16 protein-coding genes, 5 tRNA genes and 2 riboswitches are annotated in these 22,996 nt (G+C 31.9%); of the genes, 19 read left to right on the forward strand and 2 right to left on the reverse strand.

Going from position 1 to position 22,996, the window contains the following annotated elements; all coding sequences use genetic code 11:
* Positions 1-188: 188 nt before the first annotated feature.
* Both spoIIID and mreB read left to right on the forward strand, forming a co-directional pair.
* The gene (spoIIID, locus tag CLAU_RS11535; protein WP_013236939.1) at positions 189-443 is read left to right on the forward strand and encodes a sporulation transcriptional regulator SpoIIID; all 255 of its coding nucleotides are present in this window, start codon (positions 189-191) and stop codon (positions 441-443) included.
* Between the two features lie 97 nt (positions 444-540).
* Positions 541-1,572 (forward strand): rod shape-determining protein, encoded by a 1,032-nt coding sequence (gene mreB, locus CLAU_RS11540; RefSeq protein ID WP_013236940.1) that lies wholly within the window; start codon positions 541-543, stop codon positions 1,570-1,572.
* Positions 1,573-1,663: 91 nt separating this feature from the next.
* Here mreB and yyaC read toward each other — a convergent pair whose 3' ends face one another.
* Positions 1,664-2,212: a spore protease YyaC gene (yyaC, locus tag CLAU_RS11545; RefSeq protein WP_013236942.1), complete on the reverse strand. Its 549-nt coding sequence runs from the start codon at positions 2,210-2,212 to the stop codon at positions 1,664-1,666.
* 249 nt (positions 2,213-2,461) lie between these two features.
* Between yyaC and CLAU_RS11550 the strand changes: the two genes are divergently transcribed.
* The 14 genes from CLAU_RS11550 (at position 2,462) to gdhA (ending at position 16,057) form a co-directional block, all read left to right on the forward strand.
* A tRNA-Thr gene (locus tag CLAU_RS11550) sits at positions 2,462-2,537 on the forward strand.
* 5 nt (positions 2,538-2,542) lie between these two features.
* A tRNA-Tyr gene (locus CLAU_RS11555) sits at positions 2,543-2,627 on the forward strand.
* Positions 2,628-2,636: 9 nt separating this feature from the next.
* Positions 2,637-2,712: transfer RNA gene (locus CLAU_RS11560), tRNA-Val, on the forward strand.
* Between the two features lie 21 nt (positions 2,713-2,733).
* Positions 2,734-2,809: transfer RNA gene (locus CLAU_RS11565), tRNA-Thr, on the forward strand.
* A 5-nt stretch (positions 2,810-2,814) separates the two neighbouring features.
* Positions 2,815-2,899: transfer RNA gene (locus tag CLAU_RS11570), tRNA-Tyr, on the forward strand.
* Positions 2,900-2,978: 79 nt separating this feature from the next.
* A riboswitch (SAM riboswitch) is annotated at positions 2,979-3,078 on the forward strand.
* A 170-nt stretch (positions 3,079-3,248) separates the two neighbouring features.
* On the forward strand, positions 3,249-4,424 hold the full coding sequence (gene metK / locus CLAU_RS11575) for a methionine adenosyltransferase (RefSeq protein ID WP_013236943.1): 1,176 nt from the start codon (positions 3,249-3,251) through the stop codon (positions 4,422-4,424).
* A 130-nt stretch (positions 4,425-4,554) separates the two neighbouring features.
* The gene (recD2, locus tag CLAU_RS11580) at positions 4,555-6,792 is read left to right on the forward strand and encodes an SF1B family DNA helicase RecD2 (protein ID WP_013236944.1); all 2,238 of its coding nucleotides are present in this window, start codon (positions 4,555-4,557) and stop codon (positions 6,790-6,792) included.
* Entirely contained in the window at positions 6,776-7,798 is a 1,023-nt protein-coding gene (locus CLAU_RS11585) for a hypothetical protein (protein WP_013236945.1), read from the forward strand. The genes recD2 and CLAU_RS11585 overlap by 17 nt, the downstream gene beginning before the upstream one ends.
* Entirely contained in the window at positions 7,771-8,451 is a 681-nt protein-coding gene (locus CLAU_RS11590) for a ComF family protein (protein ID WP_013236946.1), read from the forward strand. Before CLAU_RS11585 ends, CLAU_RS11590 begins: the two co-directional genes overlap by 28 nt.
* Before the next feature lie 432 nt (positions 8,452-8,883).
* Positions 8,884-9,411 carry a ribosome hibernation-promoting factor, HPF/YfiA family gene (gene hpf, locus CLAU_RS11595; RefSeq protein ID WP_013236947.1) on the forward strand — a complete coding sequence of 176 codons (528 nt, stop codon included), beginning with the start codon at positions 8,884-8,886 and terminating at the stop codon, positions 9,409-9,411.
* A gap of 180 nt (positions 9,412-9,591) precedes the next feature.
* The gene (secA, locus tag CLAU_RS11600; RefSeq protein ID WP_013236948.1) at positions 9,592-12,105 is read left to right on the forward strand and encodes a preprotein translocase subunit SecA; all 2,514 of its coding nucleotides are present in this window, start codon (positions 9,592-9,594) and stop codon (positions 12,103-12,105) included.
* 20 nt (positions 12,106-12,125) lie between these two features.
* Positions 12,126-13,233 (forward strand): peptide chain release factor 2 gene (gene prfB, locus CLAU_RS11605; protein WP_099047006.1). Its coding sequence is split into 2 segments (ribosomal slippage): positions 12,126-12,203 and positions 12,205-13,233, totalling 1,107 coding nucleotides; the frame shifts between segments, so codons are not numbered across the junction.
* Positions 13,234-13,312: 79 nt separating this feature from the next.
* Positions 13,313-14,551 (forward strand): MFS transporter, encoded by a 1,239-nt coding sequence (locus tag CLAU_RS11610; protein WP_013236950.1) that lies wholly within the window; start codon positions 13,313-13,315, stop codon positions 14,549-14,551.
* Between the two features lie 159 nt (positions 14,552-14,710).
* Complete coding sequence (gene gdhA, locus CLAU_RS11615; protein ID WP_013236951.1) at positions 14,711-16,057, forward strand: NADP-specific glutamate dehydrogenase; 1,347 nt, start codon at positions 14,711-14,713, stop codon at positions 16,055-16,057.
* Positions 16,058-16,149: 92 nt separating this feature from the next.
* Here the strand turns inward: gdhA and CLAU_RS11620 are convergent, their stop codons facing one another.
* Positions 16,150-17,490, reverse strand: coding sequence for a M28 family metallopeptidase (locus CLAU_RS11620; protein WP_023162559.1), 1,341 nt, complete (start codon positions 17,488-17,490; stop codon positions 16,150-16,152).
* 161 nt (positions 17,491-17,651) lie between these two features.
* Between CLAU_RS11620 and CLAU_RS11625 the strand changes: the two genes are divergently transcribed.
* The 3 genes from CLAU_RS11625 to CLAU_RS11635 all read left to right on the forward strand — a co-directional run bounded on the left by CLAU_RS11625 (position 17,652) and on the right by CLAU_RS11635 (position 22,944).
* Entirely contained in the window at positions 17,652-19,817 is a 2,166-nt protein-coding gene (locus CLAU_RS11625; RefSeq protein ID WP_013236953.1) for a Tex family protein, read from the forward strand.
* A 343-nt stretch (positions 19,818-20,160) separates the two neighbouring features.
* A riboswitch (FMN riboswitch) is annotated at positions 20,161-20,277 on the forward strand.
* An 87-nt stretch (positions 20,278-20,364) separates the two neighbouring features.
* Positions 20,365-20,991, forward strand: coding sequence for an ECF transporter S component (locus tag CLAU_RS11630; RefSeq protein ID WP_023162560.1), 627 nt, complete (start codon positions 20,365-20,367; stop codon positions 20,989-20,991).
* 108 nt (positions 20,992-21,099) lie between these two features.
* Positions 21,100-22,944 carry a hypothetical protein gene (locus CLAU_RS11635; protein WP_242832255.1) on the forward strand — a complete coding sequence of 615 codons (1,845 nt, stop codon included), beginning with the start codon at positions 21,100-21,102 and terminating at the stop codon, positions 22,942-22,944.
* Positions 22,945-22,996 lie beyond the last annotated feature (52 nt).

The raw sequence follows: 22,996 nt of genomic DNA on the forward strand, positions 1-22,996 counted from the left end.
GGCCCATACACAATGAATTTTAAAATATTAATCAGCATATTTATAAATATATAGGAACAAGTATAATTGGCAGAGATTATTTAGTTTAATGATAAATACGAGTAAATACGTTTATGGATATATAATGTAAAGTTTCATCATCAATTGTTGATTGTAAAACGGTAACTGTAAAAAGGAGTTGAATAAAATTGAAAGATTATATTGAAGAAAGGGTTTTGGAAGTTGCCAAATATATAATAGGATCTAAGGCCACAATAAGGAAAACGGCTAAAGTTTTTGGGGTAAGTAAAAGTACTATACACAAGGATATGACAGAAAGGTTGCCTAAAATAAATCCTCAGATCGCTCAGGAAGCTAAGAGTATATTAGATTATAATAAGGCAGAGAGACATATAAGAGGTGGTAAAGCTACTAAAATGAAATATAAAGCTATTGAAGGCTAAAAACATTCCTATTATAATTAGAATATGATATGATAATAAAGGTAAATAAATTTACCTTTTAGTTTCAAAAGCAAAGGAGATTAGGAGTGAAAAGGGAATGTTTTTTAGCATAGGAACAGATATGGGAATAGATCTAGGTACAGCAACCGTACTTGTTTATATTAAAGGCAGGGGGGTAATTTTAAAGGAACCTTCAGTTGTTGCTATAGATAAGATAAAAAATAGAGTACTAGCTGTAGGAGAAGAAGCATGGCAGATGATAGGTAGAACACCTGGTAATATCGTTGCCATTCGTCCATTAAAAGATGGAGTTATATCTGATTATGATGTAACGGAAAAAATGTTGAAGTATTTTATAAGCAAGGCTTGTGGTAAAAATAGAATATCTTCACCAAGAATAGTTGTTTGCGTTCCATGTGAAGCTACTGAAGTTGAAAAAAGAGCTGTAATTGATGCGGCTAAAAATGCAGGCGCAAAAAAGGTATTTTTAATTGAAGAACCACTGGCAGCAGCTATAGGAGCTGGTATTGATATAACTAAGGCAAGTGGAAATATGGTAATAGATATAGGTGGAGGAACCACTGATGTAGCAGTAATTTCACTTGGAGGAATAGTTGTAAGGTCTTCTATTAAAGTTGCAGGTGATAAGTTCGATGAAGCCATAATGAAATATGTGAGAAAAGAACATAAGTTGATGATTGGTGAAAGAACCTCGGAAGATTTAAAAATAAAAATAGGATCTGCTTTTGATAGAGATGAAGAAGTAAGTATGGAAATAAGAGGTCGTGATTTAATTACAGGACTTCCTAAAAATATAACGGTATCTTCTGCGGAAATGAGAATAGCACTAAAAGAAACTGTAAATTCTATAGCAGATACAACTCGTGCAGTACTGGAAAAAACACCACCAGAATTATCAGCTGATATAGCTGATAAAGGTATTTTTATGACTGGTGGAGGTGCACTTTTAAATGGATTGAGTAATTTAATACAAAAAGTAACTAACGTACCTGTTTATGTTGCAGAAGAACCAGTATCATGTGTAGCACTGGGTACAGGTAAAGTACTTGAATATTTAGACAAAATGGAAGTAGTTTTTAGCGGCGATGATATAACGTTAATAGATTAAAACAAAGAAAAAATCTAACTTATTTAGTATTATGTATTTTTTAATAAGTTAGATTTTAATTTTCTTATATACACTAAAATGTTAGACATAGTTAAATATCAATAAATATGTTGTTGTAATATAAATAATATGAATGAATTAATGAATAAAGTATTACTTCAGCCATACTTAAAACTAAATTAAGACGTATATTGCTGCTGGAATTATTAAATAAATCTTCACTGCTATTTGAATCAACTATACCTATTATTGAGGAATTCCCTACATCCGGGAGAGATTTCCCTACACCTTTGCCAGGATGAACTGGAAAGTCTCTTACTTGAATATCGCCTATAGTTTCTAGATCACCTAAGCAAGCATCTATTCCTATAATGTTTTTATGCGGGTGAAGTAAATTTATTTTATTCAGTTTGCTTTCAATGTTTAAAGCATGTATAGGATCTGAGATTGTACCGTAGACAGGTAGAGGAAAATGTTTGCACTTTAAAAGTGTACCTACTAAGGGACCCAGACAGTCCCCTATATATCTATCTGTACCAATGCATACAATTATGGTATCGTTATTAATGTAATTTTTTAAAAAATAGGCAAGCTTGTAATATGCTAAGGGATCTTTATAATTAGTTTTTGCTTTATTCAATATATTCACCTTCTTTTATGTATGTACTTGTGAAGAACACTATATATAATTTATATGATGAGTTTATACAAATTATTAAAGTTAAATTAAGTGAATATGATTTTGAAAGAAATATAGAGAAATATGGAGAAAGATATATATAATATTAAAATTTAATCATATATTAAATTTGATAATAAGTGAATAAAACTGTATACTAATTTACGTTGAGTACGTTCTTGTTTTAAAGAGCGTAGGGTAATAAAATAAGCTGGCATGGCTCAGCAGGTAGAGCAACTGACTTGTAATCAGTAGGTCGTGGGTTCGATTCCTACTGCCAGCACCAAACATGGAGGAATTCCCGAGTGGCCAAAGGGGGCAGACTGTAAATCTGTTGTCAGTGACTTCGATGGTTCGAATCCATCTTCCTCCACCATAAATATAAGGGCGCATAGCTCAGCTGGGAGAGCATCTGCCTTACAAGCAGAGGGTCATAGGTTCGAGCCCTATTGTGCCCACCATTTAGAATAATAATAGAATAAGCTGGCATGGCTCAGCAGGTAGAGCAACTGACTTGTAATCAGTAGGTCGTGGGTTCGATTCCTACTGCCAGCACCAAATGCGGAGGAATTCCCGAGTGGCCAAAGGGGGCAGACTGTAAATCTGTTGTCAGTGACTTCGATGGTTCGAATCCATCTTCCTCCACCATAAATATAAAGGCACTTTTAGGTGTTTTTTATTTTATAAAAATTTTATAATCTTAATAAATCAAAAAATTATATTATAGCTCTTATCAAGAGAGGCGGAGGGAACAAGGCCCTATGAAACCCGGCAACCAGTGAAAATCACCAAGGTGCCAATTCCTGCAGTATTCTGCAAGATAAGAGAGTAGTTAAGTTATTTAACCTCTTCTTATCGAAGAGGTTTTTTTAATTGATATGCCACTTTAGGTATTTCAGTTTATATTGTGAATATAGGATTTAAATTAGCATTTAATGCAATAGAATTAATTCACTTATTGTAAGAAAAGTATATTTTTACATGGGAGGTATAGAAAATGAGAAAACTATTTACATCTGAATCAGTTACAGAAGGCCATCCAGATAAAATGTGTGATCAGATTTCAGATGCTATCTTAGATGCCATACTGGAACAAGATCCTTATGGAAGAGTAGCGTGTGAAACTGCAACTACTACAGGTATGGTTTTGGTTATGGGTGAGATATCAACCAATTGTTATATTGACATTTCAAAAATAGTTAGAAATACTGTAAGAGAAATAGGATATACTAGAGCTAAATATGGATTTGACTGCCAGACTTGTTCAGTAATAAGTTCAATTGATGAACAATCATCTGATATAGCTATGGGAGTCGATAAAGCTTTAGAAGCTAAGGAAGGCGAAATGGAGGCCATAGAAGCTATAGGTGCTGGAGATCAGGGTATGATGTTCGGATTTGCTACAAATGAAACTCCAGAATATATGCCTATGCCAATAAGTCTTGCTCACAAACTTGCAAAGAGATTAGCACAGGTTAGAAAAGATAAAGTTTTAGATTATCTAAGACCGGATGGAAAAACTCAAGTTACTATAGAATATGAAGACAATAAGCCAGTTAGAGTTGATACCATAGTAGTATCTACTCAGCATGATGAAATGGTAACTAGAAAACAAATTGAAACAGATATAATAAACAATGTAATAAGACCTGTTGTACCACGAGAGTTTTTAGATTATAAAACTAAGTATTTCATAAATCCAACAGGAAGATTTGTTGTTGGAGGTCCCCAGGGAGATTCTGGACTTACAGGAAGAAAGATAATAGTAGATACCTATGGTGGTTATGGAAGACATGGCGGCGGTGCTTTTTCTGGTAAAGACCCAACCAAGGTTGATAGATCTGCTGCTTATGCTGCAAGATGGGTAGCAAAAAATTTAGTAGCTGCAGGTATTGCAGATAAGTTGGAAATACAACTTGCTTATGCCATTGGTGTAGCAAAGCCTGTATCTATAACTGTAGATACTTTTGGTACAGGAAATATACCGGAAGAAAAAATAGTAGATATAGTAAACAAGGTATTTGATCTGAGACCAGCTGCTATAATAAAAGATTTAAATCTTAGAAGACCTATATACAGGCAAGTTGCGGCTTATGGACATTTTGGAAGAACTGATATTGATGTACCTTGGGAAAGGCTAGATAAGGTTGAAGAAATAAAAAAATATATGTAAATAATGAAAAGCTCTATATTGTAAAATGATATAGAGCTTTTTTAGTATGGTGGATTAAGACAAAGTTTAATGTGGTATAATTATTTATAAATATATGATTTTGTTTGCAAATAAGGGTAGGAGAGATTCTATGCAAGAATTACAAGGAATTGTAGAAAGTATAATATTTCAAAATAAAGATAATGGGTATGTAGTTGCTAAAATAAGAGAAAATAAAGATGAAGTAACTATAGTAGGATGTATACCTAATATAATTGAAGGACAAAATTTGAAGGCTGTAGGGGAATGGGTTCTTCATCCTCAGTTTGGGAATCAATTTAAGGTTCAGGCTTCTGAAGAGATAATACCTAGTACTACTATTGGCATAGAGAGATATTTGGCCTCTGGAATAATATCGGGCATAGGTCCAGTAACAGCAAAGAAAATAGTAGAGAAGTTTGGTGAAAATACCCTTCAAATATTGGATAATAACATAGGAAGATTAAAAGAAATAGAAGGTATAGGAGCAAAAAAAATAGCTTTAATAGAGGAATCCTATTCTAAACAAAATGAAGTGAGAAATATAATGATATTTCTGCAAACTTATGGAATAACTCCTAGTCAGTGTGTTAAAATACATAAAAAATTTGGAGCAGATTCTATAAGTATTGTGAAAGAAAATCCATATACCCTTACAGAAGAAATAAGTGGTATAGGTTTTAAAACGGCAGATAAGATAGCAAGAAGCCTTGGAATAGAGAATAATTCTCCATTTAGGATACAAAGTGGAATAAGGTATTTGGTGAATAAGTTTTGCAGCTTGGGAAATACGTATATGCCTATAGATAACCTTATAAAAGAAGGTGTTGACATACTCCATATAACTCAAAAAGAACTGGAAGAAAACATATATGAAAGTTCTGTAAATGGAAAAATAAAATTGGAGAAGTGGGAAGATAAAGTATGTGTATTTTCTATGACCTATTATTATTGCGAATTGAGTGTAACTAGAAAAATATTGATGTTAGCTTTTACTAAATATAAGGATATGGATTTTAATATAGATAAAGAGATAGAAGATTTTGAGAAGGAAAATAATATGAATTTTGCTGTTTCTCAAAAAGAAGCTATTAGAGGGGCAATTGAAAATGGAGTGGAGATAATAACAGGAGGTCCTGGAACAGGTAAAACTACAATAATTAATTGCATAATTAGATTATTTGAAAAGGCAAAGCTTAAAGTTTTAATGGGTGCTCCCACGGGAAGGGCAGCAAAGAGAATGTCAGAATCTACAAAACGAGAATCAAAGACCATACATAGGCTTCTTGAAATGGGAGTGGGAAGCGATGAAGAAGCTTTATTTTTTTCAAGAGGAGAGCAATCACCACTACAATGCGATGTGGTTATTATAGATGAGGCTTCTATGATAGATATAGTGCTCATGAATAACTTATTGAAGGCTGTCTCTATGGGAACTAGGTTAATAATAGTAGGGGATGCAGAGCAGCTTCCATCTGTAGGACCTGGAAATGTGCTAAGAGACTTTATAGACAGTAAGTGTATTAAAGTAGTTAGATTAAAAGAGATATTTAGGCAATCAAAAGAGAGTATGATTATAGTTAATGCTCATAAGATAAATTCTGGAGAGATGCCTATTTTAAATAAAAAGAATAAAGATTTTTATTTTATAAAGTGTCAGGATCCTTCGGATATATTAGATACATTGGTAGGATTAATAGATAAAAGGCTGCCAAGTTTTAATAGTAGTTGGAATAAAATAGAGGATATTCAAATACTATCTCCTATGAGAAAGGGAGTTTTGGGAGTATCAAATTTAAATAAAAAACTTCAACAAGTTCTAAATCCTAAAAGTCCCAATAAGAGAGAAAAAAAGTTTAGAGATATGACTTTTAGGGTAGGAGATAAAGTGATGCAGATTAAAAATAATTATACTTTAAAATGGCAAGGCATTTCAGAAGAAAACAAGGAAAGTGGTATGGGTGTTTTTAATGGCGATTTTGGATATATAGAAGACATAGATGAAGAAAAAAATAGAGTGGTAGTTGTGTTTGATGAAGAAAAAAGAGTTGTATATGATAGTATGTACTTAGATGAGCTGGATTTATCTTATGCAATAACCATACATAAAAGTCAAGGTAGTGAATTCCCAGTAATTATTATACCTATGTTTATGGGTCCGCCGCTGCTTATGAATAGAAATTTATTGTATACAGCTATAACTAGAGCAAAACAGATGGTAATACTTGTTGGGAGTTTGAAAGCTTTGAACTTTATGATAAATAATAATAAAAGCTTTGAAAGGTATTCGTTATTAAAATATAGAATAATGGATATAATGGAGAGTGAAACAAATGCTACTGTGGAATGAATCATGTCTTATTAATGAGAGAAAAAAAATAAGTGAGAATATAGTAAAATGGAGCGGTACTAAAGATATTTTTTTAAACTGTATCTCAGTTCCTTATAATTCTACTGAGATTTTCCTGGAGATTATTGAAAAATACATAAGACAAAATGAAAATATTATTTATATTACTAATGAAAAAATGGGTAATGTGGATATAATAAAAAATATAAAAAAGTATACACATTTTACAGATTATTGCTATGTAAAAGGATGTAAAAGTAATTCAAATTGTAAATTGCAGATATGTAATTTTGAAAATGCGTCAAAGTTGGAAGATAAGTTTGAATTAGTTATATATGATGATATAAGTAGTTTTTCATTATACAATAAGTACGAGATATGCAAATTAATTAGCAAATTAACTCATGAGGATAGTAAAGTTATAATATATTCTATAGAAAGTATAGTTGAAAATAGTAAAAAGGTATTTTTGCCTGCTAAAAATGAAGGATTAATAATTGAACCGAGGAGTATACTTACTAGACTGAATATGAATAAAGAAATGCCTTTTTTGGTATACGATTATTTAAAATGGTCAATAAGTATAGGCAAGAAGATAATAATATATGTACCTAGCAAATATAAAATAGACAAGGTAGCTTCATATATGCATAAATATTGTAAAAATTTAGCACATGATGTAGTATGTTTTGCTAAAGGGGAATCGAATAAGAAATTGATTTATAAGTTTTTACAGACAAAAAACTCAATATTAATAACTAACTGTTTTGAAGAAACTGCATTAAATGCAAAAAATTCAGAATTGATAGTATATTTTGCAGATGATGTTAACTTTACTTATAAAGAATTTGTTTACTTGTGTGGAAGTGTTGGAAGAGGTGAAAAAGATTTAAAAGAGGAGGTTATACTGGTTTCCAATATAGAGACAGAAGAGATTGAGAAAGCAAAGAGTATAACTAGCAATTTTAATAGGGAAGCATGGAACATGGGATTACTAAAAATTTAAAATTTTTATTAGATTGTGTACTAGGGCTTATATATTGTGGAGATGAAAGATGTATACTATGTAAAAAAGATATATATAATGATAGAAACATATGTGAAGCTTGTGAAAGCAATATAAAAGTTTGTAAAGACAGTTTTGAGATTGGATATGATGATAAAAAAATTCAATGCTATAGTAGTGCTTATTATTCTGGAGCGATGATGGAACTTATAATAAAATTAAAGTATAAGAGTTCTTTTAAAGCTGGAGATGTTATAGCAAAGTGTATGAGAAATATTATAGCTAATAATCACATTGATTTCGATGTTTTTACATACGTACCTATGACTAAGAAAGCATTGAAAAAGAGAGGATATAATCAAGCTGAATATTTGGCGAACAGTTTGGGGAGTTATACTAATAAGCCTGTTATATGCTGTCTAGACAAAATAAAGGAAACAAAGGATCAAATAGGATTGGATAAAACAGAGAGATGGAGTAATATGTCAGAAAGCTTTCAGGTATGCAATAAAAAAATTATAAAAAATAAAAAAATTTTGTTAATAGACGACGTTTTAACTACTGGTGCTACAGCTTTTGGATGCTGTTCAGAACTTTTGAAAAATGGAGCAAAAAAAATTAACGTATTGACTGGAGCAAAAAGTAGAGTATAATTTTATTAGTCAAGTTAGGTTTGTGGTTGAAAGTCGATGCCAGTCGCAGGCAAAACGATCCACGTAAGTTAGATAAAATATTTAATGAGCATGGTGCGGCTTAGAAGTAAGTCCTGCCGTAAAATACGAGAGGATTAGTAGTGAGAGGTTAATTCCCGGTAGCGAAAGTTCCAGCAGGCGAGTGTGGGGGCAAAGACCAGGTCAGCTAACTTGCAAATGCACTAACAGTGCAATATAGCAGCCTTTTTTAAGGCTGCTATATTAATTTTAAAAGATTATTTATTATTAGTTTTTGGTATTAATAAAAAAGTAGTATAAATGTGTCATTAATAGCTATTGTAATTTATGATAAACAGTATTAAAATATAACTAACAAAACATAGATTAATCCTTTACATATGTTTAGGATTACAATAGGAAGGGGCTGGAAATATGAAAATAACTGTAAAAGGGAAAAATATCGTGGTAACTGATGCATTGAAAAATGCGGTGGAGAAGAAGCTATGTAAGCTAGAAAAATATTTCAACCCTGATGTAGTAGCGCATGCTACATTAAGCGTACAAAAAACTAGACAAATAATTGAAGTCACTATTCCTTTTGGAGGAGTTATACTAAGAGGAGAAGAAGGAAATTCAGATATGTATGCTTCAATTGATTTAGTTGTGGATAAATTAGAGAGACAGATAAGAAAGCAAAAGACAAAGTTGTTAAGAAGAAACAATTCGGAATCTTTGAGATTTCAATGCATACCAGATGAGTCAGAAAAAGACGAACAAGAACAAAAAATAGTTAGAACCAAGAAATTTGCAATAAAACCAATGTCATCTGAAGAAGCAGTTCTTCAAATGGAACTTTTAGGTCATAGTTTCTTTGTATATCAGGATGCTGAAAATGGAGAAGTAAATGTAGTATATAAGAGGCGGGATGGAAATTACGGATTAATAGAGCCTGAATTTTAAAAGTTAGATGCAATAAAGGGGGAGCATAAAGCTTCCTCTTTTTATACTTTAAAAATAGACAGCATATTATTAAACTAAAGTAAACTATTATTTAATAAGTTGAACACCTAATAATTAGATGATATAATTTATAAGGTGTATACTTTTGTAAACAAATTTAACATGGTGAGGATGAAAATAATGAAACTTTTTCAGAAAATATTCGGTTCATATAGTGAACGGGAAGTAAAAAGAGTTATCCCTATAGTAGATAAAATAGATAGTTTAGATTCAAAAATGCAGGGATTGACGAGTGGAGAACTTAGAGCAAAGACAGATGAATTTAAAGATAGACTTTCTAAGGGTGAATCTTTAGATGAAATATTACCTGAAGCTTTTGCTGTTGTTAGAGAGGTAGGATATAGAACTATAGGCTTAAAGCAATATAGGGAGCAGTTAATAGGTGGAGTAGTGCTCCATCAAGGAAGAATATCAGAGATGAAAACTGGTGAAGGTAAAACACTTGTTGCTACCGCACCTGCATATTTAAATGCACTTACAGGAAAAGGAGTTCATATAGTTACAGTAAATGACTATCTGGCAAAAAGAGATAGAGATACCATGGCACCTATATATGAAGCGCTAGGACTTAAAGTAGGTGTAATACTACATGATTTAGATCAAACCCAGAGACAAGAAGCGTACAATTGTGATATAACTTACGGTACTAATAGTGAATTTGGATTTGACTATTTGAGAGATAATATGGTTATTTACAAAGAAGAAAGAGTACAAAGAGGGCTTAATTTTGTTATAGTGGATGAGGTTGACTCTATTTTAATTGATGAAGCAAGAACACCTCTTATTATTTCAGGTGAAGGAGAAAAATCAACTGAATTTTATAATATTGCGGATAGCTTTGCAAAATCCTTACAAAAAGAGGATTATGAGGTAGATGAAAAGGCAAATTCGGTAATACTTACAGATACAGGTGTAAAAAAGGCTGAAAACTTCTTTCAATTGGCAAACTATGCGGATCCAGAGAATATGGAGATACAGCATTATGTAGTTCAATCTTTGAAGGCTAACTATATAATGAGAAGAGATAAAGATTATATGGTAAAAAATGGAGAAGTGCTCATTGTAGATGAATTTACAGGAAGAATGATGGAAGGCAGAAGATACAGCGATGGGTTACATCAAGCTATAGAAGCTAAGGAAAATGTAAAAGTAGAGAGAGAATCAAAGACACTTGCAACTATTACTTATCAAAATTATTTTAGGATGTTTAATAAATTATCAGGTATGACAGGTACTGCACTGACAGAGGAAAATGAATTTAGAGAAATATACGGACTTGATGTAATAGTAATACCTACCCATAAGCCTATAGCAAGAACAGATTACCCTGATGTAGTTTATAAAAGTGCAAAAGGGAAATTTAAAGCTATAGCAGATGAAATATATGAAACCTATAAAAAAGGCCAGCCTGTACTTGTAGGTACAGTAAGTATAGAAAAGTCTGAGTTACTTTCAGATATGTTAAAGAAAAGAGGAGTACCTCATCAAGTTTTAAATGCTAAGTTTCATGAAATGGAAGCAGAAATAATTTCTCATGCAGGAGAAAAAGGAACAATTACTATAGCAACTAATATGGCAGGTCGTGGTACTGATATAAAGCTAGGAAAGGATGTAGTTGCTCTTGGCGGACTTAAAATAATAGGAACTGAAAGACATGAGTCAAGGAGAATTGATAACCAACTTAGAGGGCGTTCAGGACGTCAAGGAGATCCTGGTACGTCAAGATTTTATGTATCACTAGAAGATGATCTGATGAGAATATTTGGTTCAGATAGACTTCAGGGAATAGTTGAAAAATTAGGTCTCAAAGAAGATGAGGCCATAGAAAGTAGAATGGTTACAAATGCTATAGAAGGTGCGCAGAAGAAAGTAGAAGGAAATAACTTTGATATAAGAAAAACTTTACTTCAATATGACGATGTAATAAATAAACAGAGGGAAATTATATACAAACAGAGATCACAAGTGCTTGAAGGTGAAGATCTTAGAGAATACATGGTTGATATGATAAAGAGTTTAGTATCTTCTATTGTAGATTCTCATATATCCGGTATAGAAGAAGATTTTGAAGATGAAGTAGAAAAGCTAATAAAATATATGGAAGAAGTTTATGTACAAAAAGATTCCATAAAGAAAGAGGATATTATAAATCTTTCTAATGAGGAAATTAAGCAGAAATATATAGATATAGGTCAAAAAATTTATGAAGAAAAAGAAGAAGAGTGTACTCCAGAACAGATGAGAGAAATTGAGAGAGTTATCTTACTTAGAGTTGTTGATACAAAGTGGATGGATCATATAGATGATATGGAGCACTTAAAGAGAGCTATTGGACTTAGAGCCTACAGGCAGCAGGAACCAGCGCAAGCATATCAGTTTGAAGGCAGTGAAATGTTTGAAGAAATGATATATAATATTAAATTGGATACGGTTAAGTATCTTCTTCATGTACAAATTGAAAAAGCACCTGAGAGAGAAAGAGTAGCTAAGAATGTAGTTACTAATCAAGGTGAAGAAACTGCAATGAAGAAAAAACCTATAAAGAAAGAAAAAACTGTAGGAAGAAATGATCCTTGCCCTTGTGGCAGCGGCAAAAAATATAAAAATTGTTGTGGAAAGCTTGCAAATAACTAAGATGACATTGAGGTGGTTGTATGATAATTGATTTGGAAGAATCCCTATCAAAATTGAGCATATTAAAAAAAACATTAAATAAAATAAAGGAGTCTCTTTGACCTAGGTAACTATAAGAATAGGATAGAAGAATTGCAGATGAAAATGCAGGAACCTAATTTCTGGGATCACTTGGAAAGGGCACAGGAAGTAACTTCTGAGGAAAAGTTTTTAAATGAAAAGCTGGATATGTATAATAAGTTGGAGAGTAGAATAAATGATGCAGAAATTCTAGCTCATATTGCGGAAGAAGAGGAAGACGTTTCTGACTGCAAAGATATATTATCTGAAGTGGAAGATATCGAAAATATAATTGATAAACTTAAAATAGAAATACTTTTATCAGGAGAATATGATAAAAACAATGCCATATTGAATTTACATGTGGGAGTAGGTGGCACAGATGCCCAAGACTGGACGGAGATGCTTTTGAGGATGTATACCAGATGGGCAGAAAAGTCTGGGTATAAAGTTGAGACTTTAGATATTCTTCCTGCAGATGATGCTGGAATAAAAAGTGTATCATTAAGGATAATAGGGGAATTTGCTTATGGGTATTTGAAAGCCGAAAAGGGTATTCATAGATTGGTTAGAATATCACCTTTCAATGCTAATGGGAAAAGGCAGACTTCTTTTGCATCTGTAGAGGTTTTGCCGGAACTTACCAAAGACCAAGACATAGATATAAGGCCAGAAGATTTAAGGGTAGATACCTATAGGTCTTCTGGTGCAGGCGGACAGCACGTAAATAAAACGGAATCTGCAGTCAGGATAACTCATATACCTACGGGTATAGTTGTACAGTGCCAGAATGAAAGAAGTCAGCATTATAATAGAGAGACTGCAATGCTCATGTTAAAATCAAAACTTGTGGAACTTAAAGAAAGAGCACATAAGGAAAAGATAGAAGATCTTGCAGGAGAACTTAAGGACATGGGATGGGGAAGCCAGATAAGATCCTATGTATTCCATCCATATACTCTTGTAAAAGATCATAGAACTGGAGTAGAGAATGGGAATGTGTCTTCAGTAATGGATGGAGAAATTGATAATTTTATATTAGCCTATTTAAGACAGCAGGCAAAGTAAATAAAGTGCTATCAGGCGTACAATCTGATAGCATTTATTTGCATGTATTTTTAACGTATAATTGAAAGAAGGATTTAGCTTGAGTTTTAAAAGTACAGTAGGGGATGTCTTTTCATCCCTAAAACATAGAGATTTTAGATATTTTTTGTCAGGACAGCTTTTGTCACTAATGGGAACTATGATTCAAAATACCGCACTCAGTTGGTATGTGTATAAGATAACTAATTCTCCTTTTCTTCTTGGACTTATATCAGTATTTCAATATGCACCAGTACTTTTGATTACACTTATTGCAGGTGTTATAGCAGAAAGATATCCCAAAAGAAAGATTATTTTAATGACTCAGTTTTCTTATATGATACAGTCCTTTATATTGACTTTCGTTATTTATATTGGATATAGTAAGTATTGGATATTAGCTATATTAGCTGTTATTAATGGGATTATAACAAGTTTGGACATGCCTACAAGGCAGTCCTTCTTTATTGAACTTGTAGGAAAAAAGGATCTTCCAAATGCTATATCTTTAAACTCAACTGTTTTTAATATATCACGTATAGTTGGACCTGCATTTGCAGGAATAATAATGAACAAATTAGGAGTATTTCAATGCTTTCTTGTCAATACAATTAGTTTTATACCTGTTATCTATGGTGTGTTTCAAATAAAGGCCAAAGGTAATCCAACATTAAGAACCAAAAATTTCAATCTAATTCAGGATTTAAAAGGTGGGATTATGTATACTATAAATAAGAAAATACTTCTATCTGTAATGTTTATGATGGCTATAGTATGTACTTTTGCATTTAATAGCAATGTAATTATACCTGTATTTGCAAAGCAAGTCATGAATGGAGGAGCGAAAGAGTATAGTATTTTTTTAAGTCTTTCAGGTGCGGGGTCATTTTTAGGAGCTATTTTTATGGCAGGGATAGGCAGGGGACTTAGAAGTAAGCATTTCCTCATTATAAATTCATTTATATTGGCTATTTTACAAATAGTAACTTTATTTACAAGTAGTTATTTATTGGTAGGGATGCTATTTGTATGTATAGGATTCTTTGGGCTTACTTTTTTAAATAAAGCAAATGCTACACTGCAGTTTAATACAGAAGATGAATATAGGGGGAGGGTAATGAGTATATATGCCCTTTTAAATATTGGAAGCACCCCTTTCGGTAGTGCTTTCGTGGGTGCAGTTATGGAAAAATTCGGTGGTAAATTTGGATTCTTTAGCTGTGGATTAATGATGTTTCTATTTACGATTATCACTGTATTTTTTGTTGAATTAAAAAACAGGAAACCTAGATATAATTGATTATGTTACATATATTGGATAATATGGATAAATAGTAATTCAAGCTTGTACAAAATTTTTAGAAGATGATAGAATATGTTTTTGAATTATGTTAATTTTGGTATAATTATAAGTAAAATAGTAAAGATAACTACAATTATTTTATGAAGGAGTAATAATATGGATGGCAAAGAGTATGTTCAAAAAGTTTTAAGTACTGTACAAAAAAGAAATTTAGGTGAAGAAGAATTTCTTGATGCGGTAAAAGAAGTTTTAACTTCTTTAGTACCTGTATTTGATAGAAGACCTGATTTTATTAAAGCAGGATTACTTGAAAGATTAACTGAACCAGAAAGAGCTATAAGTTTTAGAGTCCCATGGGTTGATGATAATGGAGAGGTTCAAGTAAACAGAGGTTTTAGAATTCAATTTAATTCGGCTATAGGACCGTATAAGGGTGGGTTAAGATTTCATCCATCTGTAAATCAAAGTATCGTAAAATTTTTAGGATTTGAGCAAATATTTAAGAACTCCTTAACAGGGTTACCTATCGGAGGAGCAAAAGGCGGTTCAGATTTTGATCCAAAAGGCAAATCTGATAACGAAGTTATGAGATTTTGTCAAGCTTTTATGTCTGAGCTGTACAAGTACATAGGTTCTAATAGAGATGTACCTGCAGGAGATATAGGTGTCGGTGGAAGAGAAATTGGATATCTATATGGCTATTATAATAAACTTAAAGGTGTAAGTGAACAGGGTACTTTGACAGGCAAGGGACTGACTTATGGAGGAAGTCTTGCCAGAACAGAAGCAACAGGATATGGATTAGTTTATTTTACTGAAGAAATGCTAAAGGATCATAATTTGAGTTTCAAAGATAAAAAAGTAGTAGTTTCAGGTTCGGGAAATGTGGCTATTTATGCTATTGAAAAAGCAACTGAACTTGGAGCTAAAGTTATTACTTGTTCTGATTCTAATGGATATATTTTAGATGAAAATGGAATTAATCTAGATGTAGTAAAAGAAATTAAAGAAGTTAGAAGGGGAAGAATAAAAGAATATCTAAAAAGTGTGCCTACTGCTAAGTATGTACCAGATTTTAGAGAAATTTGGAATGTTAAGTGTGACATAGCTCTTCCTTGTGCAACTCAAGGTGAAATAAATGAGAAATCTGCTAAGGCTCTTGTAGAAAATGGTGTTATAGCTGTATCAGAAGGAGCAAATATGCCGTCAACTTTAGATGCAATAAATGTATTTTTAAGTAATAAGATTCTTTTTGGACCTTCTAAGGCAGCTAATGCAGGAGGAGTTGCATGTTCTGCTATTGAAATGTCTCAGAATAGTATAAGGTATTCATGGACATTTGAAGAGGTAAATAATAAGATCAAAAATATAATGATTAATATTTATAATAATTCTAAAAACGCGGCAAAAGAATATGGAAATGAAGGAAATATAGTTGTAGGAGCCAATATTGCTGGATTTTTAAAAGTTGCTGAGGCTATGATGGCCCAAGGCATAATTTAAGTTTACAAAGAAACTTGGAAGTTACGGAGGATTTTTTTAAAGAAAAATCCTCCTTCAACTGTCTATTGTCAATTATCAACTTTTAAGCAGATTTATTTATAAAATTGATGCAAATATAAATTAACCATTATAAGTATTCCACAAAACGATATGACTAATAAATATTTAGAGTATAAAATAAAAGGATTATTATTGAAGGCATAGCTGTCAATTTCTTTTGAAACTACATTGAAACACCTATCTATGGATTTTGTATTTATATATTGAGATTTGTCCATAGGTGTGTGTATTTTTGATGTGTCCGCATCTGATAAAGTTAGGGCGTCTATGTTATAAGCTCTAAAATATTGATGATCACTGGAATTTTCAAAAGCATACTTAAAGTTTATCTTGCTACTAGTACATAATTGTGCTATTTCTTTTACAAAAGGTGAATTTTTTGAATCCCATTTTCCAGCCATTATGGAAAGAGGAACGTTTTTATCACTGCCTAACATGTCAAAATTTATAACTTTTCCCCCTCTTAGGGTGTCTTTATATTGCTGTGCAAAATTTTTTGACCCTAGGCATCCAAATTCTTCTGCATTAAAAGCTGCAATTACTATATTTCTTTCCGGTTTCCCAATAGAATTTATATATTTTATAAGACCAAGTAAAAAAGATGTACCAGAAGCATTGTCTAGGGCACCGCTATATATTGTGCCGGAAAGGTCAGAGCCAAGGTGATCAAAATGGGCAGATAGAACAAGTGGAGGTAGAGCAGGGTTTTTACCTTTTATGTATCCTATTACGTTGTAAGCAGAAGTCAATTTATTATGAAAAGGTATAAAACAGCTTATTTCACAACCTAAATTTAAATAATTTTTTATTTCTCTGGCAGTTTGTTCTTTTATCATAATGTACATACTTCCCCGAGAATTTGAAATAAAGGAACTTCTAAAATCTAAGTTATTATTTTTGGGAGTATAAAACAAAAAATATTGGTTTGATGTCTGTACTTGAAAGCTGTTTCCTAATGGTGAAATAACATCACCTTTTTTAAAAGATACAATACTATTTTTAAAATTTAGCATATCTTCCTTATAATCTGTAGCATACTTATACTGTTTTACTATAAAGCCATTTTTATCCTTTACTATGAGATATGGAGCAGCATCTATTTTTTCAGGATAAACCACATTAAAAGATTGTAGATAGTCCTTATTGTAAGAACTTAAATTTTCTAATTTAAAATAATGTTTTATAAAAGCCGCTGTTTCATAATTTTCTAAGGTCCCAGTAAGCCTTCCTTTAAAATTATCTGAAGATAGATAGGAAATAGTATTTTTAACTTTTAAAGAATTTAGTGGATGTATAAAATAGTAATATTGAAAACTTAACGAACAAATAATACAAAATATAGTTAATGGTAGTATAAACATAAATTTTTTCATTAATAATAACCTCTAAAATAAAGTGTTTCTAAATATATATTAATTTGCCAAAGTGTATATAACTGTTGTAATATATTTTTAGCTGATTTACTTTTTCAATATGTTTAATCCTGCTTTTAACTTAGAGATTTATCATAAATAAAATTAACCAGGAGGTAAAAATGGATAATATAATAGATACATTAGCTGAAGAGCTTAGTGTAAATAAAAAATATATAAATAGTGTAATTGAACTTTTAGATTCAGGTAATACAGTGCCTTTTATAGCTAGATATAGAAAAGAACTTACAGGAAGCATGAGTGATGTAACTTTAAGAAAACTGGCAGAAAGACTTACATATCTTAGAAATCTTAAATCTAGAAAAGAAGATGTAATAAGAATAATAGAAGAACAGGGAAAACTTACGGAAGGATTAAAGAATTCTATAGAACACAGCAGTACTTTAACAGAAGTAGAAGACATATATAGACCATATAAACCAAAGAAAAGAACCAGAGCAACTATTGCACAGGAAAAGGGACTTAAGCCTATCTCAGAAGCTATTTTAGCTGGTAACTTCCAAGATGATATAGAAAAGTATGCAGAAAAATTTATAAATGAAGAAAAGGGCGTTGAGTCTGTAGAAGATGCACTAGCAGGTGCAGTTGACATAATAAGTGAAGTTATTTCTGATGAAGCAAAATATAGAAAATGGATAAGAAAATTTGTTTGGGAAAATGGAATAATTGAAACGAAGGGTGAAAGCAAAGAACCAACTCCTTATGAAATGTACTATGATTATAGAGAAGCAGTTAAGTCTATTCCACCTCATAGAATACTAGCTATAAATAGAGGGGAAAAAGAAAAAGTTTTATCTGTAAAGATAAGTTGTGATATGAAGAATATAGAAATTTACTTAAAAAATCAATCTCTTAAAGGAAATAATATAACAGATACTTATATAGAAAAAAGTGTAGAAGATTCGCTAAAGAGACTAATTTATCCATCTATTGAAAGAGAAATAAGGTCACAACTTACAGATATGGGAGAAGAAGGTGCTATAAAAATATTTAAAGCCAATTTGAAGGCGCTTTTGATGCAATCACCTATAAAGGGAAAAAATGTACTTGGCTATGACCCTGGTTTTAGAAATGGATGCAAAATTGCAGTATTGGACGATACAGGCAAGTTGTTAGATACCGCAATAGTATATGCTACTGCACCTCAAAATGATGTGGAAGGATCTATAAAGAAACTAAAAGAGCTAGTATATAAATACGATGTAAATGTTGTATCCCTTGGAAACGGAACTGCTAGCAGAGAATCTGAAGAACTCATTGGAAAACTTATAAAAGAAGTTAAGGAAGAGAAAGGAAAGGACCTGTACTATGTAATTGTATCTGAAGCAGGAGCTTCAATTTATTCTGCATCGGAACTTGCAGCAAAGGAATATCCAGACATAAATGTATCTTTAAGGGGAGCTATATCTATAGGCAGAAGGCTTCAAGATCCTTTAGCAGAGCTTGTTAAAATAGATCCTAAATCCATAGGTGTAGGGCAGTACCAGCATGATGTTGCACCAAAGAAATTGGATGAATCTTTAAAGGGAATTGTAGAAGATTGTGTAAATAGTGTAGGTGTAGACCTAAATATAGCAACGCCTTCTCTTCTATCCTATATATCTGGAATAAATACTGCTATAGCGTCAAACATTGTAGCTTATAGAGAGGAAAATGGTAAATTTAAAAACAGAAAAGAGCTTTTAAAGGTCAAAAGATTGGGAGCCAAAGCTTTTGAACAGTGTGCAGGATTTTTAAGGGTAATGGAAAGCGGTGAGCCACTTGACAATACTTCTGTCCATCCTGAATCTTATGATGCAGCAAAAGAACTTTTGAAAATTATTGGATATAATATGGAAGATTTAAAAAATGGAGAACTTTCAGGTATAGATAATAGAGTTGATAAAATAGGCATAGACGTTCTTTCAGAAAAGCTTAATGTAGGTGAGCCAACTCTAAAAGATATAATAAAAGAGATAAAAAAACCGGGTAGAGATCCAAGAGAAGAACTTCCTAAACCTATACTTAAGACTGGAATAATAGACATTAATCAATTAAAGCCAGGTATGGTGCTTACAGGCACGGTTAGAAATGTAGCAGATTTTGGAGCTTTTGTAGATATTGGAGTTCATCAGGATGGACTTGTTCATATAAGTCAGTTGTCAGATAAATTTGTGAAGCATCCACTTGATGTAGTTCAAGTAGGAGATATAGTCCAAGTAACTGTACTTGAAGTAGATGAAAAGAGAAAGAGAATATCACTTAGCATGAAATCAAGTGATTCTTAGGTTCAGGTGGAGTTTGCTTATAAGGAATACCTTTCTCCATCTGAACCTTATTAAACAGTATTCTTAGTGTCTTTAGCACTTAGAATACGTTATCCTTTAGGGGAAGAGCTTATCCAGGCGCGTAGCAGTGCTTATACCCCACTTTGAAGAAAAGCAGATATTCCAAATCTTTGATTTGGTGATAGTCGCTTTCGCTGTGTGCGATGGGGTGTTATCGATGGTAGCGATCGGACAAACAGAAACTATAGGACTATTAGATAAGGTAATCATTGGATAAAAGTTATTTTAAGAATATGTTGAAATGTGCTGGTAAAAGTATTATAATAAATTTGAAAATTTAAAATATAATCTTCAGGGCGGGGTGTGATTCCCCACCGGCGGTATAGCCCGCGAGCCATAATTGGTATGATTCGGTGAGATTCCGAGGCCGACAGTAGAGTCTGGATGAAAGAAGGTAAAATGTAGCGTTTATTAGCCCTGATATTTTATCAGGGCTTTTTTGCTTACCTTAGAAGGTTATACACAATATTTTAGGGGGATGTTAGATATGAGAAGCAATAAGTTAAACAGGCTAGTAAAGATATCATTGTTAGGTGTAATTGGATTTTTACTTATGTTCATAGAAGTTGCAATTCCTGTGTTCCCATCGTTTTTACAGATTGATATAAGTGACTTACCGGCTTTAATAGGCACTTTTGCACTTGGACCTGGAGCTGGAGTTGCCATAGAGCTTTTAAAGAATATACTTCATGGAATATTTGATGGAAAAACAGCATTTATAGGAGAGTTTGCAAATTTTGCAGTGGGTTCAGTTTTAGTGTTTACAGCAGGATATTTATATAACAGACATAAAACTAAAAAGACAGCAGCAGTTAGTCTTGGGGCGGCAACTATTGCTATGTCAGTATCTGCTGCAGTACTAAATTACTTTGTATTACTTCCACTTTATGAAAAAGTACTTAATTTCCCTATAAGCGCAATGGTAGCAGCAGCAGGAAAAGTAAATGGAAGTATAACAGATATAAATACCTTGATATTATTTGCCATTGTACCCTTTAATTTATTAAAAGGAGTATTACTTACAGCACTTACACTAGTTTTGTATAAGAGCGTATCACCGGTATTGAAACAAGAGCAGAGTAAAAGAAGAGGTTTGGCAGAACATAACAATTAGAAAAAAATCTGGGTTTATCCCAGATTTTTTTATTTTATCTTTATGAAAAAACATTTTTGTACGATAATTTATACATAACTTAAAAAGAGAATAAATTTATAAAGGGTGATGAATTTGCCAGGTATATGGAATATAAACAGTAGTTATAATGTAGATAACAAGCGTGTATCTACTAAATTATCTTTTGAAGTAGGTGAAAGATTTTCTGCTAGGATTTTAGATTTAAAAAAATCTACAGGAGAAATACTTTTAAAACTTTTAGATGGATGGCAATTTTCTGCAGAGATAGAAAACCCAGTAGATTTTTTGCCAAATAAGCTTGTAAGATTAGAAGTACAAGGATTCGAAAATGGAAAACTTAAATTAAAAATTGTGAATTCACAAGATGGAGAACAAAGTGGAGGCAAAGATTCTATAGATAGTTTTATTAGAGAGTCCGGTGATCTTAATTTAAGTAGTGATGACTACCAGCTTGTAAAAAGCATGCTTAAGCACGAAATACCACTTACCAAAAGCAATATTTCTAATATAAAAACTACCCTGGATTTTATAGACAAAATAAAAAATGATCCTAATGAAGAGAATGAGTTTATAGATAAATATTTAGATAGTAGAGGCATATCTCCTGAAAGTACAGAAGGTAAATTTACCACCAGTACATTAAAAAATTTTTTTAGTCAACTAAAACAGATAAGTGGTGATGATTTGCTTACTTTCCTGGAAAACAATATGGAACTAAGTGAAGATAATATAAAAAGTTTTAACAATGTATTTAAAAAAGACGGCACCATATATAATGAAATAAAGTTCTTGGGAGAAACTTTATCTGGACAGAATTCTACTAATGTACAAACCCAAAACCAAGTTGAAGGTACAAAAGACAATTTAAAAGTTATTTCCCAAAAAGCCCAAGCTGAAGTATATAGAAGTGAAGATAGTGACAGTAAAGCAGAAAACATAGCTACTAAGGACAATATTGCTTCTACACAGAGTGAAAAGGACACTGTTAGTAGGACAGGTACAGAAAGGGCTGGCGTAGAAAATAAAACTGTTTTAAATAGTGAGGGATTGGATGCAAATAAGTTAAATGAGATTTTAAATAAAATCAAAAATTCAGTAGGTGAAGAAAAAACTCAATCTCCAAATGTAGAACAATCATCTAATGTAAAGGAGGATATTTCCTCTAAAGGCATAGAACAGCAGACAAGTATAGATAAAGATATGTCTTCTAAAAATATAGAACAAAAAACAGGTACAGATAAGGGCATTTCTTCTAAGGATATAGAGAATTTAGAACAAAAGGATACCTCAAATACGGTTTCAAAGTTTTCTGAAAAGGAAGGAAGTAAAGTTGAAAGTCCTCACCATAATAATTTTATAAAGCAAAATGGTATGGATGACATTGTAAGCCAGATAAAAGAACAGATAAACATAAAGACTAGTGAGATGAAGGATATTATAAGAACAGTTTTAGATCAAAAAGGAGATGGCAAAAATCAACTTAGTGGAAATATTGTACAGGTGCTTAACAATAACATGAACGATTTCAAAGTATTCAATACTGTATCTAATTCATACTATTATATGGATGTTCCTATAAATTTAAATCAACAAGATTATCAATGTAAACTGATGATTAAGGATGATAGGCAAAAAGGGAAAAAAATAGATTCTACTAATGTAAAAATAGTAACTTCTGTAAGTACTGAAAATATGGGAACAGTAGATGCATATTTAAGCGTTAAAAACCGTAGCATGGATATAGATATCAAATGTAGTAAGGAATGGCTTAATTTATTCAAGAAAACTGAAAAAAGGGTACTGGAGAGCTTATCTGATATAGGGTATAATGTATATGTTAGATTTGATGAAAAGAAAGAAGAGATGAACATATCAACTTGTAGAGAATTTTTTCAGGATAGTGATATAGGTGTTATAAATACAAAGGCGTAACTTTAGGCATTTTTTTCAGATACCTCACTGATTATTATGAACTCATTACTGA

The sequence above is a fragment of the Clostridium autoethanogenum DSM 10061 genome (genome assembly GCF_001484725.1).
GTDB lineage: Bacteria > Bacillota > Clostridia > Clostridiales > Clostridiaceae > Clostridium_B > Clostridium_B ljungdahlii.